The organism is Sphingopyxis sp. Root154 (assembly GCF_001427105.1).
Taxonomy (GTDB): domain Bacteria; phylum Pseudomonadota; class Alphaproteobacteria; order Sphingomonadales; family Sphingomonadaceae; genus Sphingopyxis.
Genome location: NZ_LMGI01000003.1, coordinates 247,452 through 265,263 on the forward strand (window position 1 = coordinate 247,452; position 17,812 = coordinate 265,263).

15 protein-coding genes are annotated in these 17,812 nt (G+C 62.1%); 2 read left to right on the plus strand and 13 right to left on the minus strand.

The window, feature by feature from the left end:
• Nucleotides 1-209: 209 nt before the first annotated feature.
• From phoB to ASD73_RS22840, 8 genes are all read right to left on the minus strand, one after another.
• Nucleotides 210-908, minus strand: a complete 699-nt coding sequence (gene phoB, locus ASD73_RS16755; protein ID WP_056374150.1) for a phosphate regulon transcriptional regulator PhoB — start codon at nt 906-908, stop codon at nt 210-212.
• Nucleotides 908-1,627, minus strand: coding sequence for a phosphate signaling complex protein PhoU (gene phoU / locus ASD73_RS16760; RefSeq protein WP_056374151.1), 720 nt, complete (start codon nt 1,625-1,627; stop codon nt 908-910). The genes phoB and phoU overlap by 1 nt, the downstream gene beginning before the upstream one ends.
• Nucleotides 1,628-1,651: 24 nt before the next feature.
• Nucleotides 1,652-2,434, minus strand: coding sequence for a phosphate ABC transporter ATP-binding protein PstB (pstB, locus tag ASD73_RS16765; RefSeq protein WP_056374154.1), 783 nt, complete (start codon nt 2,432-2,434; stop codon nt 1,652-1,654).
• A 2-nt stretch (nt 2,435-2,436) separates the two neighbouring features.
• On the minus strand, nt 2,437-3,693 hold the full coding sequence (gene pstA / locus ASD73_RS16770) for a phosphate ABC transporter permease PstA (protein ID WP_056374155.1): 1,257 nt from the start codon (nt 3,691-3,693) through the stop codon (nt 2,437-2,439).
• Nucleotides 3,686-5,062 (minus strand): phosphate ABC transporter permease subunit PstC, encoded by a 1,377-nt coding sequence (gene pstC / locus ASD73_RS16775; RefSeq protein WP_056375181.1) that lies wholly within the window; start codon nt 5,060-5,062, stop codon nt 3,686-3,688. Before pstC ends, pstA begins: the two co-directional genes overlap by 8 nt.
• Nucleotides 5,063-5,141: 79 nt before the next feature.
• Entirely contained in the window at nt 5,142-6,203 is a 1,062-nt protein-coding gene (locus ASD73_RS16780) for a substrate-binding domain-containing protein (protein ID WP_056374157.1), read from the minus strand.
• A 143-nt stretch (nt 6,204-6,346) separates the two neighbouring features.
• Nucleotides 6,347-6,811, minus strand: coding sequence for a hypothetical protein (locus ASD73_RS23295; RefSeq protein WP_235534532.1), 465 nt, complete (start codon nt 6,809-6,811; stop codon nt 6,347-6,349).
• An 86-nt stretch (nt 6,812-6,897) separates the two neighbouring features.
• Nucleotides 6,898-7,647 carry a hypothetical protein gene (locus ASD73_RS22840; RefSeq protein WP_156377441.1) on the minus strand — a complete coding sequence of 250 codons (750 nt, stop codon included), beginning with the start codon at nt 7,645-7,647 and terminating at the stop codon, nt 6,898-6,900.
• 249 nt (nt 7,648-7,896) lie between these two features.
• Here ASD73_RS22840 and ASD73_RS16785 point away from each other — a divergent pair, with 249 nt between their 5' ends.
• Nucleotides 7,897-8,205: a putative quinol monooxygenase gene (locus tag ASD73_RS16785; RefSeq protein ID WP_056374161.1), complete on the plus strand. Its 309-nt coding sequence runs from the start codon at nt 7,897-7,899 to the stop codon at nt 8,203-8,205.
• Nucleotides 8,206-8,648: 443 nt separating this feature from the next.
• The gene (locus ASD73_RS16790) at nt 8,649-9,197 is read left to right on the plus strand and encodes a hypothetical protein (protein ID WP_056374163.1); all 549 of its coding nucleotides are present in this window, start codon (nt 8,649-8,651) and stop codon (nt 9,195-9,197) included.
• On the opposite strand, the gene ASD73_RS16795 is transcribed toward ASD73_RS16790, so the two are convergent.
• From ASD73_RS16795 to ASD73_RS16815, 5 genes are all read right to left on the minus strand, one after another.
• Nucleotides 9,198-9,626: a nuclear transport factor 2 family protein gene (locus tag ASD73_RS16795; protein WP_056374165.1), complete on the minus strand. Its 429-nt coding sequence runs from the start codon at nt 9,624-9,626 to the stop codon at nt 9,198-9,200.
• Between the two features lie 123 nt (nt 9,627-9,749).
• Nucleotides 9,750-10,472: a hypothetical protein gene (locus tag ASD73_RS23080; protein ID WP_235534534.1), complete on the minus strand. Its 723-nt coding sequence runs from the start codon at nt 10,470-10,472 to the stop codon at nt 9,750-9,752.
• Nucleotides 10,473-10,610: 138 nt separating this feature from the next.
• Nucleotides 10,611-13,502: an excinuclease ABC subunit UvrA gene (gene uvrA / locus ASD73_RS16805; protein ID WP_056374169.1), complete on the minus strand. Its 2,892-nt coding sequence runs from the start codon at nt 13,500-13,502 to the stop codon at nt 10,611-10,613.
• Nucleotides 13,503-13,640: 138 nt separating this feature from the next.
• Nucleotides 13,641-16,343, minus strand: coding sequence for a hypothetical protein (locus tag ASD73_RS23300; RefSeq protein ID WP_235534537.1), 2,703 nt, complete (start codon nt 16,341-16,343; stop codon nt 13,641-13,643).
• A 43-nt stretch (nt 16,344-16,386) separates the two neighbouring features.
• Nucleotides 16,387-17,697 carry a surface lipoprotein assembly modifier gene (locus tag ASD73_RS16815; protein ID WP_056375183.1) on the minus strand — a complete coding sequence of 437 codons (1,311 nt, stop codon included), beginning with the start codon at nt 17,695-17,697 and terminating at the stop codon, nt 16,387-16,389.
• Nucleotides 17,698-17,812: the final 115 nt, after the last annotated feature.

The following is a 17,812-nucleotide window of genomic DNA, read 5'->3' on the forward strand; positions in this document are numbered from 1 at the left end:
CCATTGTCCCGAAAGGAGGCTATAGCATGCGGCGAGGTCGGACGCGCAAGAAATCGGCGCGCCGCGCTATTCTTCGCAAGCGGGTGGGTGACCGTGGCCGCATCGGTCGAAGCATCGCTGCGCTTGCTCTGGATCGCACTCGGCCTTTTCGCCGGTACGATCGTTGCGATCGTCGTCGCCCTGAGCCTGCTCGGTTAAGCGAGTTTGGGTCAGACGCTCTTGCCCGAATCGAGCGCATAACCCGCCGAACGCACGGTACGGATGATGTCGCTGGTGCCGGGCAGGTTGATCGCCTTGCGCAAACGCCGGATATGGACGTCGACGGTACGCAGTTCGATGTCGCTGTCCTGCCCCCAGACGCTGTCGAGCAATTGCCCGCGCGAGAAGACACGGCCCGGATGCTCCATGAAGTGGCGGAGCAGGCGGAATTCTGTCGGCCCCATCGCGACGATCTGGCTGTTGCGCACAACCTTGTGCGCGACCGAGTCGAGCTCGATGTCGGCATAGGTCAGCATTTCGCCGGCAAGCGCGGGGCGCAGCCGGCGGAGCACCGCCGATACGCGCGCGACGAGTTCGCGGGGGCTGAACGGCTTGGTGACATAGTCGTCGGCGCCGGTTTCGAGGCCGCGGATGCGATCCTCTTCCTCGCCGCGTGCGGTCAGCATGATGATCGGGACGTTGGCCGACTTGGGGTTGCGGCGCAGGCGCCGGCAGACCTCGATGCCGGGCAGGCTTTCGATCATCCAGTCGAGCAGGACGATGTCGGGCACGCGTTCCTCGACGAGGACGAGCGCCTGCTCGCCATCGGGGGTCTGGCGGACCGAAAAACCTTCGCGGGCGAAATGCCAGACGATGAGTTCGGCGATCGCCTCGTCATCCTCGATCAGCAACAGATCGGGCTGCGGCATCAGCCTTGCTCCTGCTCCGCGGCGCCATCTTCAGGCTGCTCGCCGCGCTCGCGTTCCTCCATATGTTCGCCGGTGACGACATAATAGACCATCTCGGCGATGTTCGTCGCATGGTCGCCCATGCGCTCGAGGTTCTTGGCGACGAACAGAAGGTGCGCGCTCTCCGAGATATATTTCGGATTTTCCATCATGAAGGTGACGAGCGTGCGGAAGATGCTGTTGTAGAAATCATCGACATTCTTGTCGCGAACGGTGACGCGTACCGCGAGTTCGGCGTCGCGCGCCGCGAAGCTGTCGAGCGCGTCGTGGACCAGCTCGACGACGATGTTCGACATCGAAATGAGGAGGGGGATCGCCTCGATCGAGCGCGTCTGGTCCATCAGCGCGACGCGTTTGGCGATATTCTTCGCATAGTCGCCGATGCGTTCGACCACCGAGACGATCTTCAATGCCGCGATCATTTCGCGGAGGTCGTCGGCCATCGGCGCGCGGAGCGCGATAGTCTGGACCGCGAGCTGTTCGACTTCGCTTTCGAGCGCGTCGATCTTCTTGTCGTCGCGCACGACCTGCGCGGCGAGTTCGAGGTCGCCCATGTTGAGCGCGGTCATCGCCTGCAGCAGGGCCTGTTCGGCGCGGCCGCCCATTTCGCTGATCAGGCCGCGCAGGCGGTTCAGATCCTCGTCGAAGGCTTTGACCGTATGATCGTTCGTTAGTGCCATCACTCTTGTCCTTTTGGCTGCGGCTTAACCGTAGCGGCCAGTGATATAGTCCTTGGTGCGTTCCTGCTTCGGGTTGGTGAAGATGTCGGTGGTCTTCCCATATTCAACCAGCGTCCCGAGGTGGAAAAAGGCGGTGCGCTGCGACACGCGGGCCGCCTGCTGCATATTGTGCGTGACGATCACGATAGCATATTTGCCGCGCAGCTCGTGGATCAGCTCCTCGATCTTCGCGGTCGCGATCGGGTCGAGCGCCGAGCAGGGCTCGTCCATCAGGATGACTTCGGGGTCGACCGCGATCGCGCGTGCGATGCACAGGCGCTGCTGCTGGCCGCCCGACAGCGCGGTGCCGCTTTCCTGAAGGCGGTCCTTGACCTCGTCCCACAGGCCGGCGCGCACCAGCGCGCGCTCGACGATGACGTCGAGGTCGGCCTTGTTCGGCGCGAGCCCGTGGATGCGCGGGCCATAGCCGACATTGTCATAGATCGACTTGGGGAAGGGGTTCGGCTTCTGGAACACCATGCCGACGCGCGCGCGCAGCTGCACGACGTCCATCGACGGCGCATAGATATCCTCGCCGTCGAGTTCGATCTGGCCCGTCACCCGCGCGCTGGCGACCGTGTCGTTCATCCGGTTCAGCGAACGCAGGAAGGTCGACTTGCCGCAGCCCGACGGGCCGATAAAGGCGGTGACCAGGTCGGTGCCGACATCGATCGACACATCGTTGATCGCCTGTTTCTCGCCATAGAAGACGTTGACGCCGTGCGCCTTCATCTTGGGGTCGGTAATGGTCAGGTCGTCTTGGGTCATGATCACCAGCGTTTTTCGAATTTGTTGCGAAGATAGATCGCAAAGGCGTTCATCGACAGCAGCACGATAAGCAGCACGATGATCGCGGCGGAGGTTTTCTCGACAAAGCCCCGGTCGACTTCGTCCGACCAGAGGAAGATCTGCATCGGCAGCACGGTCGAGGGCGAGCAGATGCCGCCCGGAACGTCGCCGATAAAGGCGCGCATGCCGACGAGGAGCAGCGGCGCGGTCTCGCCTAGCGCGCGCGCCATGCCGATGATCGTGCCCGTCAGGATGCCGGGCAGCGCGAGCGGCAGGACATGGTGGAACACGACCTGCACCGGGCTTGCGCCCACGCCCAGCGCCGCATCGCGGATCGATGGCGGCACGGACTTGATCGCGTTGCGGCTGGCGATCACGATCACCGGCATCGTCATCAGCGCGAGCGTCAAGCCGCCGACGAGCGGGCTCGCCTGACACAGCCCGAACCAGTTGATGAACACCGCGAGCGCGAGCAGGCCAAAGATGATCGAGGGCACCGCGGCAAGATTGTTGATCGACACTTCGATCAGGTCGGTCCAGCGGTTCTTCGGCGCATATTCTTCCAGATACAGCGCCGCGAGCACGCCGGTCGGGAAGGCGATCAGGAAGGCGATGAAGATCGTCAGCACCGAACCCTTGAGCGCCCCCCAGATGCCCGCGACCGCGGGATCGGTGGCGTCGGCGTTCTTGAAGAAGGGCCAGTGGATGCCGGTCGACAGCTTGCCGTCCTTCTCCAGCGCGTCGACCTTCGCGCCGAGTGCGCCCTTGGCGCCTTCCTTGGCGGCGATGTCGACTTCGGACGAGGCGGGCAGTTCGAACACCGTCTTGCCGTTCAGCAATTCGGGATCGTCCTTGATCGCGCTGCGAACCTCTTTCCAGGCATTTTCGCTGATGAGCTTCGATCCGTCGGTCCCCAGCGCCTCGTCGGCGGCAAAGGCGACGATGTCGGACAGGCCTGCGTTCGCAATCACCTGATCGGCGTCGGCATCGCCGAGCCGCGCCATGTCGACCGTCAGCGGCATCGCCTTAAAATCGACCGGCACCGCGACATGCGTATACATGAAGCCGCGCGCGCCGTTGCCGACCATGACGAAGAGCAGGAAGGCGAGGAAAGCGCCCGAGAGCAGCACCGCGCCCAGCCCGAACAGCTTGAAGCGGCGTTCGGCGGCGTAGCGCTTCGCGATGCGGGTCTGCATCACGGCGCCTTTCCAGTCGGTGGGGGCGGTCTGCCTATTCATAAGCTTCACGATACTTTTTGACGATGCGCAGCGCGACGATGTTGAGCAGCAGCGTGACGATGAAGAGGACGAGGCCGAGCGCGAAGGCGGCGAGCGTTTTCGCGCTGTCGAACTCCTGGTCGCCGGTGAGCAATTTGACGATCTGCGCGGTCACCGTGGTGACGCTGGCAAAGGGGTTGGCGGTCATGTTGGCGGACAGGCCCGCGGCCATCACCACGATCATCGTCTCGCCGATCGCGCGGCTGACCGCGAGCAGGATGCCGCCCATCACGCCCGGAAGCGCGGCGGGGATCAGCACCTGGCGGATCGTCTCGTTCGGCGTCGCGCCGAGCGCGAGCGAGCCGTCGCGCATCGCCTGCGGCACCGCGTTGATGCTGTCGTCGGCCATCGAGGAGACGAAGGGGATGATCATCACCCCCATCACGATACCCGCGGCGAGCGCGCTTTCGGTCGAGGCGTTGGGAATACCGAGCATCACCGCGAATTCGCGCAAGGCGGGCGCGACGGTCAGCGCGGCGAAATAGCCGTAAACGACCGTCGGCACGCCCGCGAGGATTTCGAGGATCGGCTTCACCCATTTGCGCACCACCGGCGCGGCATATTGGGTGAGGTAGACCGCGGTCATCATCCCGATCGGGATCGCGACGATCATCGCGATGATCGCGCCGATCAGGATCGTGCCCCAGAAGAGCGGGATGCCGCCGAAGGTATCGGGCTGCGGCGCCCCGCTCGTCGGCGCCCATTCGGTGCCGAACAAGAGTTCGGCGGGCGAGACGAGGCGGAAGAAACGGATCGATTCAAAGAGCAGCGAGAGCACGATGCCGAAGGTCGTGAGGATCGCGACCAGCGACGCGAGCAGCAGCACCAGCATCACGATCTTTTCGACCCGCGTCCGCGCCCGGAAATCGGGTTTGATCCGCGTGAAAGCGTACAGCCCGCCCGCGAGCGCCAGCGCGAGCATCGCGGCGATACCGATCCACGCATATTTGTGGGCGGCGTCGGCGTAGGGCTTCACCAGCGGTGCCGCGGCGGGCATCCGCACTTTGGCCTGATTGCCCAGCGCGACATTGCGCGCGTCGGACAGCACCGCGCCGCGCTCGAACCCGTACGCGGGCAGGCTCTGCGCCGCCTCGCTCGTCAGCACCTGGTTGGTGATCAGCGCGGGCGACACGCTCGCCCACACCGCAAGGAACAGCGCCGCGGGGGCGAACAGCCATAGCGCGACATACCAGCCATGATATTGCGGGCGCGAATGCAGCTTGGTGCCCGCGCGACCCGCAAGCAGGTTCGACCGCGCACGGCCGGCCAGCCAGCCGATCAGCGCGAGACCCGCAATCAAAAGCAAAAGGGCGGCGGCGTTAAAGGTCACGTCGCGATATCCATCCTGCAACAATCAAAAGACGGTGGCCGGACCGGGCAAACCCGCCCGGCCACCAGCGGGAGGAAACTTACTTGAGCTCGGCGCCGTTCAGCGCGGTCATGCCCTTGCCGTTCGCCGCTGCCGTGTCGGCGATCGCCTTCGGCGACACGATCAGGCCCTTGGCGTTGAGGTAACCGCCTTCGCCCGCGCCTTTCAGGAACTCGGCGACATATTCGGCGAGCCCGGGGACGACGCCGACATGCGCCTTCTTCACATAGATGAAGAGCGGACGCGAACCGGGGTAGCTGCCGTCGGCGATCGCCGCGTAAGTCGGCGCGACGCCCTGAACCGGGACGGCCTTGATCTTGTCCTTGTTGGCATCGAGATAGCTGAAGCCGAAGATGCCGAGGCTGGTCGGGTTCTTGTCGAGCTTCGAGATGATGAGGTTATCATTCTCGCCCTGCTCGACATAATAAGGCGCGCCGCGCAGCGTGGTGCAGGTCGCCTCATGCTTGTCCTTGTCGCTGTCCTTCAGCGCCTTCATCTCTGCATTGGCGTCGCAGCCCTTGCCGAGGATCAGCTCCTTGAACGCATCATAGGTGCCGCTGGTCGACGGCGGACCAAAGACCGAGATCGCGACCGCGGGAAGCGCGGGGTTCACGTCCTTCCACGTCTTCGCGGTGTTCGGCTTGCCATAAGGGTTGGCGGCCAGCGCCTTGTAAACATCTTCTTCCGACAGCTTGAAGCCGGGGCCGCGCGATGCTTCGCCCAATGCGATGCCGTCGATGCCGACCTGGATTTCGACGATGTCCTTCACGCCGTTCGCGGCGCAGGTGTCGAATTCCTTCTTCTTGATGCGGCGCGATGCGTTCGCGATGTCGGGGGTGTCGCCGCCGACGCCCGAGCAGAAACGCTCAAAGCCGCCGCCGGTGCCCGTGCTATCGATCTTGGGGGTCTTGTTGCCCGTCGCTTCGGCGAATTTCTCGCCGACCGCGGTGGCAAAGGGATAGACGGTCGATGAACCGACCGCGCTGATATAATCGCGCGCACCGCCGCCCGAAGACGCCTGATCCTGACACGCGGAAAGCGCCAGCGCGCACGTCGCGGCACCAGCGACGCCAAGCAACCGGGGAGCGAATTTCTGCAGCATGGGGTAATCCTGTTGAGGGGGTCGTTACCGATCCAAGCCACCACCCCCGCGGCGACTCGCTGAGGGCCATTTGGGGGAGTTGTGTGACGTGTATGTGACAGGGAATGTCATATATGTGTCATGGAAGGCGTTTCCTGTCTCAGCTAGGAATTGCCGAACTTTTTATCGAAGAGGTATGTGACTTTCCTGAGAACCCAGTAGAAGGAATAAAAACTCTCTAGACATAAGAATGTCGAAATAGCGATTCCTGTTCTAACAGTAAGCTCTTCATACGTGCCCCAAAAACCCGTCAAAACTTCAAATTTCGCGATTCTAACAAGTGGGATCATGGTCATTATTATCGTAAATATCGAGAATAGTGCAAGAATATTGAAATATGATACGTTGTAAAATAGTTCCTTCCGGACTGTGGCTTTTCTATTCTCAATTTCAGCATCTTCTAGGTATATGCTATGAGAGTTTTCAGATTTATTTTCCGTTCCAAGAAAAAATATTACGCTAAATCCAAATCCAAGTAATATTGAAAACGTAGTTATTACGTTAGTTTTCGCGTCTAGGGGAATTTTTCCTATAATAATTGCATAGGCAATAGAAATGACGAACAGCATCGCATATCTGCAAGCGACGCACCGTTTAGTTTTATCATCGAAGCGATAAAACGTTCTATTGTGGCGGGTAATTATATCGCGGACGTTCATATCGCTTCCGTTTTCGCGATAATCTGACTTTGGAGAATGTCCTTCATTTTTGCGCGTGTGCCCGCTTGCGGCGGATGTCCATCATCGTTCAATTTAACATCAATGAAGAATTTTGTTACGAATCCGGAGTTGTCAAAAAGATATATGGTCTTTTGAAGCTTTCCAATGTCTGCGACAATGACGCAGTCTTCTATGTCTTCATCTAAAACGTGGTACATTCCACTCTGATTGACATACTCGGCCAGCTTCTTTTTCTTGCTACTCATATTCTGCCCAAACAGGGACAGGATGGATCCATTTACATCTTCTTCAAAAGTCTCATCATTGTTCTGTCTTTTTGCAACAATAAGGTTTCTTCCTTTAAATATGTTGCCTTTTGTGATGTCTTTCCCGTTCTGAGATACAGTAACTCTAACTTCTTTTGCTCTGACATCTTTAAGGTCAATATTGTCAGTGCGGAAGGAATGGGTTTCTAATTTTTTTATATTGCTAAATTTTCTTTTAATGGCGTCGGCTAGATATGCGTAGCCGCCGTAGTTTCCTAGATACTGGCATCCGAGATAAACTTTTCCTGACTTAGATAGGTATATGAGATACTGAAACTGCCTCTGATTTATACTTTGGGCGGAAATCTTTCCCTTTTCAGAGTTATCAAATGAGTGTCCCGTATAGGTGCTTTGAACGTTCCAAAGGCCAGATTTGGTTGAACCCGTTCGAATGAGTGCATGGGGATCAATGATCCCCACCTTAGTTGTGGGAATAGTTCCGGGTCGTTGACATCGTAATCCGGCTGAATCTCGATCGCATTCAATACCTCGTCGAATTCATCTTGAGTTATCGGTACAAATTTGTCTGCATCAGTCGGATGTTTTCGAGCAAGGAAATGGAAACTTGCGCTAACAGTTTCCCTCGTATTACGTGGCATCGGTTCTCTCCCTGCGCCGATAATTTGCATAGATGATTTGAAAGCGCAAGAAAGTGACAGGAGTATCGTAATGATCCTCATAACCGGTCACGTCATCCTGACCCCCGAACATCGCGATCGAATGATAGCGCTCGGCGCCGAGCATAGCGCGCGGTCGCGCGGCGAGGCGGGGTGTGTGGCGCATCATTGCCATGTCGATGTCGAGGACGCGATGCGGCTCGTCTTCGTCGAGGAGTGGAAGAGCATCGACGCGGTGCGCGCCCATTTCGCGGTGCCCGCGTCCGCCGCCTTCGTCGCCGAAATGCGCGCGCTGTCGCCGCAGCCGCCGGTGATCCGGATTTATGCCGCCGAGGATATCACCGCGAAACTGATGGGGTAGGGGCGGTACGCCTCCTGACGGGCGGGAGCTACCCTCCTTCGTCATGCCGGACTTGGTCCGGCATCCATACAGGCAGCCTCGATGGACCCCGGATCAAGTCGAACGAGCCACGTGTCTCGTTCGAGGGTGACGAGAATTGTGAAGGGAAGGGCTTCAGAAAAAACCGCTTTCCTACATTATTCGGCTGTGCCAGCCTTCATCCGGCTCTTTCAAATCATCGACAACGACGGTTGCTGCCCGGCGTGCGGGGCGGGCGCCTTGGCCAGGCTTGCCGCGCGCATGGGGCAGGGCAACGGCAAATCGGCACACAAGGCTGAACTTTGCTGAACTTTGGGCATCGCGGCGTGCCTCCCGCGTCGGCCGGGCTCGCGCGGGACAGGCTTGATCCGCCGCGCCGTTGCGATAGGGCGGATCGATCGACGAAGGTGGCTATGCGGGGGCATATGAGCGGGTTCGAATTCATCTTTTCGCTGTTCGGGCTGATCCTCGGCCTCGCGCTCGCCGAGGGGCTTGGCGGGCTGGCGCGCGCGCTCAAGGCCAGCCACCGCGTCCGCATCGGCTGGCCGACCGCGCTGCTCGGGCTGTTCGTGTCGTGCGACGTCGTCACCTTCTGGATGTACGGCTGGGCGATGCGCGACCTGCTGCCTTTGAGCTGGCCGGTACTGTTCGGCGGCTTCCTCGTCACCGCCATCTATTATGTCGCGGCGAGCCTCATCTTTCCCGACGATCCCGAGGCGTGGAGCGACCTGAACGCCCATTTCGACAAACACCGGCGCATGGTGATCGGTGGCATCTTGCTGTGCAACGTCGCGCTGATCGCCAGCGTCGCGGCGCTCGATGGCCTCCCGCCCTTCGACCTGCGCAGGATCGTTCAGACCTGGAGCTTCTTCCCCGTCGCGGCGCTGGCGAGCTGGGCAAGCGACCGGCGCATCATATGCGCCTGCCTCATCTGGCTGATCGCGCTCTACCCGCTCTCGGCGGTGTGGCGTTAGCTATTGCACCGCGGTGGTCTTGGCGACGACGCGCCACCCGGCATCGGTGCGATAGAGCAGCAGTTGGTCGACGTATCGGTCGCCGCCGAAATGCAGTTCATAGGTGACCGCGCTCATAGACGGCGTCGCGTCGCGGCGGTCAAGGACACGCCCGGTCGCGGCGGGATCGGGCCGCGCCGCCCAGTCGCCGAGCACCTCGGCGAAACGCTTGCAATCGACCGGCGTCGCGCCGCCTTCGGCCAGCGTGCAGAATTGCCCGTCGGGCAGGAACAGCGCCTGCAGGCGTTCGACCCGCCCCGTGCGCAGCCCGTCGACATAGGCTTCGAGCGCGGCTTCGGGCGAAGACGCGTCGGGCGCCGCCAATGCGGGTCCCGCCGCCAGCAGCGCCGCGATGAAGGAAAGGGCAAGGCGTACAGGATCGAAGGGCATCGCATGAAACTCCCGCCGCAAATCAGGTGTGCAGCCTAGCCGCCTCCGCGCGGTTTCTCCAGCGGGAGTCGCGAAGAGAGGAGGCCCCGAAATGTGGTTCGGGACCCCCTTCCTTCGGTCCGTTCAGTCGGTGGTCGGCGTGCTGCCGGCCGCAGGCGCTGCCGGCGCTTCAGCCGCCGGGGCCGGCGCTTCGGCCGCGGGCGCCACTGCGGCGGCGGGCGTCACTACGGCAACGCTCGCCGCGGGTGCCAGCTGCGCGGTCGGGATGATCACTGCGCCCGCCGGGATGGCATAGGCCAGCGTCTCGTTCGTGCGGGCCATCAGATGCTGGCCGTTCGGGATGATCGCCGACTTGCCGGTGACGAAGGCGCCGAACACGCCGACCGCGATCGCTGCGCCGATCGCTGCGCCGGTGTTGCCCTCGCCCTCCTGCCGGTGCATGCCCGCCAGCGGCAGGCGATGGCCGTTGGGCAGCGTCAGTTCGTTGAAGGTGACTTCCATCTTCGCCGACTTGCCGAACGCGCCCTTGCCGGTGCGCCAGGTCACGGTGCCCATGCCGCGCGTGCCCTTCGGGATCACGACGACGCCATTGTGCATCACGTCGAAGACAGTGTGCATCGGGATCGTGTGCCCCTCGCGCAATTTCTTGCTGTTTGCCTCGGCATCGGGCGTCAGGATCACTTCGGTATAGGACGGCAGCATCAGGCCGGGCGGCGCCGCGACGGCGAGCGCCGGTACCGCCAAGACGGCCGGGATTGCTGCCGGCGTGGCGGCAGGTTCGGCGACGGCGGCGGGCTCGGCCGCTGGTGCCGCGGCTTCCTGCGCCTGAACCGAAATTGAAAGCATGGCAAAAGAGACCGCAAAAGCGGCCGCGCCCTTCAGGTAATTCATCCATTTTCCCCCAAGCCGCAGAGTGCGGCCGAAAGTTACTTGCAAGGCTGTCAGTGCCTTGTCAATCGGGTCCGCTGCGGTTGGGGGCGGCAATTACTTCAACAATGGCGCCAGATACTGACCGGTGAAGCTGCGCTTCTCCTTCACCACTTGCTCGGGGGTGCCCGCGGCGACGATTTCGCCGCCCTTGACCCCGCCCTCGGGGCCAAGGTCGAGGATATAATCGGCGGTCTTGATGACGTCGAGATTATGCTCGATCACCACGACGCTGTTGCCCTGATCGACGAGTGCCTGCAGCACTTCGAGCAGCTTTCGGACATCCTCGAAATGCAGGCCGGTGGTCGGCTCGTCGAGGATGTAGAGCGTCTGCCCGGTCGAGCGGCGCGACAATTCCTTGGCGAGCTTGACGCGCTGCGCCTCGCCCCCCGACAGCGTCGTCGCCTGCTGTCCGACCTTGATATAGCCAAGGCCGACGCGGACGAGCATCGCCATCTTTTCGCGGATCGAGGGCACCGCCTTGAAGAACTCCGCCGCATCCTCGACCGTCATGTCGAGCACGTCGGCGATGCTGTGGCCCTTGAACTTCACCTCGAGCGTTTCGCGGTTGTAGCGTTTGCCGTGGCACGTCTCGCACGTCACATAGACGTCGGGCAGGAAGTGCATCTCGATCTTGATCAGCCCGTCGCCGGTGCAGGTCTCACACCGCCCGCCCTTGACGTTGAAGCTGAAGCGCCCGGGCTTGTACCCGCGCGCCTGGCTCTCGGGCAGCCCCGCGAACCAGTCGCGGATGATCGTGAAGGCGCCGGTGTATGTCGCGGGGTTCGAGCGCGGGGTGCGGCCGATCGGCGACTGGTCGATGTCGATCACCTTGTCGCAATGCTCCAGCCCCTTCAGGCTGTCGTGCGGCCCCGCGATCATCCGCGCGCCGTTGAGCACGCGCGCCGCGCTGGCATAAAGCGTGTCGATGATCAGGCTCGATTTGCCCGATCCGGACAGGCCGGTGACGCAGGTGAAGGTGCCGAGCGGGATCTTCGCGGTGACATTCTGGAGGTTGTTCGCGCGCGCGCCCTTGAGCACGAGATCGAAGCCGTTGCCCTTGCGGCGATGCTTGGGAACCTCGATCTTCTTCGCGCCGGTGAGGTAGGCGGCGGTCAGGCTCTTCGTGTTCGCGAGCACCTCTTCCAGCGTACCCTCGGCGACGATTTCGCCGCCGTGCAGACCCGCGCCGGGTCCCATGTCGACGACATAGTCGGCGTGGCGGATAGCATCTTCGTCATGCTCGACGACGATCACGGTATTGCCGAGATCGCGGAGGCGCTTCAGCGTCGCGAGCAGCCGGTCGTTGTCGCGCTGGTGGAGGCCGATGCTCGGCTCGTCGAGGACGTAGAGCACGCCCGACAGGCCGCTGCCGATCTGCGAGGCGAGGCGGATGCGCTGGCTCTCGCCGCCCGAGAGCGTGCCGCTGGTACGGTTGAGGTTTAGGTAATCGAGCCCGACATTGTTGAGGAAGCCGAGCCGCTCGTTGATCTCTTTCAGGATCGCCTTGGCAATCTGCTTCTGCGTGTCGTTCAATTTTGCGTCGAGCGTGCGGAACCAGCCGAGCGCGTCGGCGACCGAGCGCTGCGCCGACATGCTGATGTCTTCGCCCGCGATCTTCACCGCGAGCGGTTCGGGACGCAGGCGCGCGCCGTGGCACGTCTCGCACGGATGCGGCGCCTGATATTTGCTCAGCTCCTCGCGCATCCACGCGCTTTCGGTCTGGAGCAGGCGGCGGTTGAGGTTGCCGATCACGCCCTCGAACGCCTTGTGCGTCGTGTAGCTGCGCTTGCCGTCCTTGAAGGTCAGCTCGACCGGCTTCCCCCCGCTGCCATAGAGGATGATCAGCTGAACCTCGCCGGGCAGGTCTTGCCACGGCGTAGTGAGGTCGAAACCATAGGCTTTGCCGAGGCTTTCGAGCACCTGCATATAATAGGGCGAGGGCGGGTTCGATTTCGCCCACGGCACCACCGCGCCCTTTTTCAGGCTGAGCGCATGGTTGGGGACGACGAGGTCGGGGTCGAATTCCTGCCGCTCGCCGAGCCCGTCGCACGCGGGGCATGCGCCCTGCGGCGCGTTGAAGCTGAACAGCCGCGGTTCGATCTCGGCGATCGTGAAGCCCGAGACCGGGCAGGCGAATTTCTCGGAGAAGATCAGCCGGTTCGCGGGGATGCCCGCGCCCTTCATCGCGCCGCCGGTGTCTTCCTCTTCGCGGCCTGGAACCGGACCGTCGGCAAGGTCGACATAGGCGAGCCCCTCGGCGAGCTTCAGCGCGGTTTCGAAGCTGTCGGCGAGGCGGGTGCCAAGGCCTTCGCGGACGGCAATACGGTCGACGACGACCTCAATGTCATGCTTGTATTTCTTGTCGAGCGCGGGCGCCTCGCCGATCTCGTAGAATTCGCCGTCAATGCGAACGCGCGTGAAGCCGTCCTTCTGCCACTGCGCGAGTTCCTTCTTATACTCGCCCTTGCGGCCGCGCACGACGGGGGCGAGCAGGTAGGCGCGCGTCCCTTCGGGTAGTTCCATCACACGGTCGACCATATCGGTCACCGTCTGCGCGCTGATCGGCTCGCCGGTTGTCGGCGAATAGGGAATGCCGACGCGCGCCCACAGCAGGCGCATATAGTCGTAGATTTCGGTCACCGTCGCGACCGTCGAGCGCGGGTTGCGCGACGTCGTTTTCTGCTCGATGCTGATCGCCGGCGACAGTCCGTCGATATGCTCGACATCGGGCTTTTGCATCATCTCGAGAAACTGGCGCGCGTAAGCCGAGAGGCTCTCGACATAGCGCCGCTGCCCCTCGGCATAGATCGTATCGAAGGCGAGCGACGATTTGCCGCTGCCCGACAGGCCGGTGATGACGATCAGCGCATCGCGCGGCAGGTCGACGTTGACGCCCTTGAGATTATGCTCGCGCGCGCCGCGCACGGAAATATGGGTGAGACTCATGGGGGAGGTTTGTTCCAGATTTGTTCTAAGGGCGCAAGAGGCCGCGAACGGACTTCGCCGCGTCGCCCAAAGATAGGAACGCAAAGGCTCGGCCGCAACAGCGCCGTACAAGGCCGCCGTTGCGATCCGGGAGTTCGATCAGTCGCGCTTGCCGTAAGCAACGCCGCCGATAACGGTCTCCGACCCGTCAGCGCCGCGGACCTGCATGCCGAACGGCGTCACATGCTCCTGCCCGGCGGGACCGTAGAGATGCCCAAATGCGTCGCCGCTCGAACCCGGCGGCAGCGTGTCTCGCTTGAGTCCCATCGATATCTGATTGAGGCGCTGTCCATCGACGAGCGAATAGCCGAGCGCACCGTTGAAGATGAAATCGCCGAAGTTGAAATTTGTCCCGTCGGCGAGATTGCGGCCGGCCAGTGTCAGGTCGAGCTGGGTGGCGAGCGACGTAAAGTTGACCGACAGCTTGCTGGTGCCGCTGATGTCATATTCGGCAAAGCCGATACCACGAACCGTTCCATAGCCGGTCGCGAGGCCGTTGTAGGTACCGGTCCCCGACCGCGGCATGAGCGTTTCGGCCGTCGGCGTGCCCAAGGCGAAATAGCTGTACCGGGTCGTGTCGCGATTGATCGGTGCGCCTTCCACGGTCTTCGATACGAGGCCGATGAAGCTTGCATAGGTGAGCTGGATGGCTGGATTGCCGGCACCCGGACGAAGCAGGCTGATACGATGCGTCGTATTGCCGCTCGCTACATTGAAGACATCGAATTTGGCATCGCTCGCGGCGGTATCGCGATCGGCGGTCCCGAAGCGCAGCGTCTCCAGAAGCTGGTCCTGATGGTCGCCGCCGAACTCGCGGACGATATAGCTGCCCGTTTGCGGGTCATAGGTAATGCGGGGCTGTAATCCGGTCCTCGAAACCGACGGCGGGCCGAGCGAAAATTGCCGACCGGACGGTTGGTCGACCGTGATCCCCGCCTGCGCCTTGCTGCTGATGAAGACCGTGGTCTCCGTGAGGTCGGCGAGCGCTTTCGTGCTCGCATTGGCGGACGGGTCGAGCGAAGCGGTGATCGTGCCCGCAGCGACGTCGCCGCCGCTGTCGCTCGCCTTGAATATCGCGCCAAGCTCTTTCCCCGCGGGGCCATAGAAGCGGCCCGACAGATCGCCGCGATAGGTATCGCTTGCCGCGAGTTCGATCGAACCCGTAAAGCTGTTGGCGCTGCTCGCGAGTTGCGCGGTGCCGGTATAGGAGCCGTTGCCAACGGCACGCGGGCCCGTAATCGGCCGGTAGACGATGTCGAATGCGCCGCGAATGTCGATGGCGCCGGTCGCGAAATTGACCTGGATCACACCGGGACCGGCGATGTCGAGCAGGCTGTCATACCCCTGATCGGTCATCGAACCCGCGATGCTGCTCTTGAAAAAACTTGTTCCCGACCGGACGATGTCGGCGTTCGCGGTAGGGAAGCCGTAGATGAAGAAATTCGATGTCACGAACGAACTGGTCGCATCGCCGTCGGTAAAGACGTAGCGCGCGCCCGTGACGTGGGTGCCGCCATTGAGAAATTGCAGCGTGCTGCGCGTCGTCCCGATTCCCTTGGTCCAATGCGAGCCGGGGGCAGCATTGTCGGGTACCCGGTCGGGACCGAAAAACTCGGCCTTGTCGCCGGCGACGATCGTATAGCTTTTGTAGCCCGCGTCATAATGCACGAGGAAATCGGACGCCTGCGTCAATTTGTTACTGCTGTTGTTCGAGCCATTGGCGTAGGTCGCCTTCAGGATAACTCCCGAATTTTCGAAGAACTGGCTGTTCGCTATATTGACGAAATCGCTGTTGACGGGCGTGTCCGGATTTTTGCGGCCGAGTATGATGCCGGCGGCTGCGTTTCCGCCATTGTTCTTGACATGCCAAGCCGCGCCGACTTCCTGCGCGCCGGGCCCGAAAAAGCGTCCGTCGATCTGCCCGGTCATCGACCCGAGCGAATAATATTCGAACCGCCCCGAGAAATTGTTGCTCGCGCTGGCGATCGTCGCCGTGCCGTTGAAGGTCGTCCCCCCGTCGGCCTCGCCCGTGATGACGATCGAGCCTTTGGCGAAATCGACGTAGAGCGTCCCCCGCCCGGCGAGCGGCGAGGGCGCCGAATTGGGATAGCCCATCACCCCGATCAGATCGATGCCGTAATTGGCTGTCCCCGAACGGGGAAGGGCGGCATCAGGGGTTTCGACGCCATAGGCAAAGCCGTCGACCGATCCGCTGGTCGATGTTGCCCCGCTTACCGTGCGCTCCCAGAAGCCCCCCGCGACATATTGATAAGTCAGGCGGCCGCTGGTTCCCGGCTTGGTCAGGGTGAGGACATCTGCCGTCCCGCCATTGGTCCGGATATAGACGGTTGCGGCGGCCGAACTTCGGGCCGCATCGATGTCGGCTGGGCGGAATGTCTGGCTACGGCCGTCGGTCGTCACCGTATAGCTTCGGTCGGTTGCCGAATATTCGATCGTCACCGTCGCACGGGCCGCATTGGTCGTCCCTAGCGACCCGTCGAGTGGCACCGTGGCCGTGCCGGTTGCCGCGTCGTTGGTGAAGCGCTCGCTGCTTGCAAGATTGATCAGATCGGCGTTGGCCGTCGTTGGCGTTGGCGTTGGCGTTGGCGTTGGCGTTGGCGTTGGCGTTGGCGTTGGCGTTGGCGTTGGCGTTGGCGTCGGTGTCGGCGTCGGCGTAGGCGTAGGAGTCGGGGTTGGAGGCGTTGGCGTGCTGTTGACGCCGCCTCCACCGCCACCGCCGCATGCGGACAGCGCAAAAGCCATAACAAGCGACGACGCAGCGGCCGCGAAGCGATTTTTCATTTGATCAGGCCCCCCTGTTCCATTTTTCCCGGCAATATACGCTTTAGAAAGCAGACGTTATGCCGAATTCTGCACTGATACGGGAATAGTCCCAAATCTCAACGGTCGATTTATTCCGTTCCCAGCCGACTTTGACTGTTGGGGCAAAGCTACCGATCTTCAGAAAGCGGAAATGGCCGCCAATCGAAGCTTGCAGCCGGTCGTCGACGCGTCGGCGCGGATAGAGAAAGAGCCGCTGGTCGGCCTCGAGCCTGCTGTAGCCAGCGCTCGCGGTCAGCGTCGTTTGCCCGAACTCGCGGAAGAGATAGGCTGTGAGGCCGCCCGATGCCGTCGAATAGCCGGGATCGCGCGCGGCTTCGCGGTTGCCACTGATCTGGACGCCGCCGCCGAATTTCGCCGAAAAGGCCCGATCATAGGATGCTGCGAGCAGGAGGTTGGTCGCATCCTGCAAGCGGTTGCGACGGTTGTTTATGTCGGCGATGCGGCCGTCGAGGCGCAGCTGTGCCTTTTGGCCCATCGGATGCTGCCAGGTCGCGCCGGCACCGGCGGAGAAACTATAGGGATCGAGGCCGTACCAGCGCCATGTCGCTTCGCCCGATATATTGATCCGGTCCTTGCCCGATACATATTCGGGGCCCGCCTGGATCGACAGCGCGATGTCGTCGAACTGTTCGGCCCGGTAAAGATTGGCATAGGTCGACGCACGGACGAGCAATTGCGAGCGTTTGTCGATTCCGGTGCGAAAATAGGCCTGTCCGCGCAGCGCGAGCCCCAGCCCCGAACGGGCCTTGGCATCCTCATCCAGCGTGAAGTCGCCGATGATCGTCCCCAGCGTGTCCGATCGGGTCGCACGGTTGATATTGCTGTCGGGAGCGAAGGCGATCGCGACCGATCCGCCGAAAGGCTTTTGTGCGCTGAGCGCGGCGGCATAAAAGCGGATCTGCTGCTCGACCTCGGGCGGCAGGCCGGCCGCTTGGGCGGAACGCAGTTCACGCTCCGCCGCGCGCAGATCGCCCAGCATGACCTGCATACGCGCCAACTCGATGCGGACGCGCGCGGCGCCGGGCTTTTCGTCGAGGATCTCGCGAAACAGCACCGCCGCGTCGCGATGCCTTCCAAGATCGTCGGCGAACATCAACGCCAGCCGGAAGCGCGCCTCGGTACGAAGCTCCAGGTCGGGATTGCCCGCGAGCGCGCGATAGGCGGTTTCGGCGGTTGCGAAATCGCGTGCCGCCCGGGCCTGATCCGCAAATGCGAACAACTGCTCGGCCGAAACCCGGACGGGTTGCGGAGCGGTGTCTGTCGCATTTTCCTGAGCCTGGCCGGGAAGGCTGTAAAAAGCCGCGGTCGCCAATGCCGCCGATATCAGTAATTTTATTGTTTTGCCCCCCAGCGAAACCGGCTGCTGCCGCTGCCGACGCATCGACATATAAATGTTCTGCGTCAACATCTTCCCCGGTCTGAGCGTA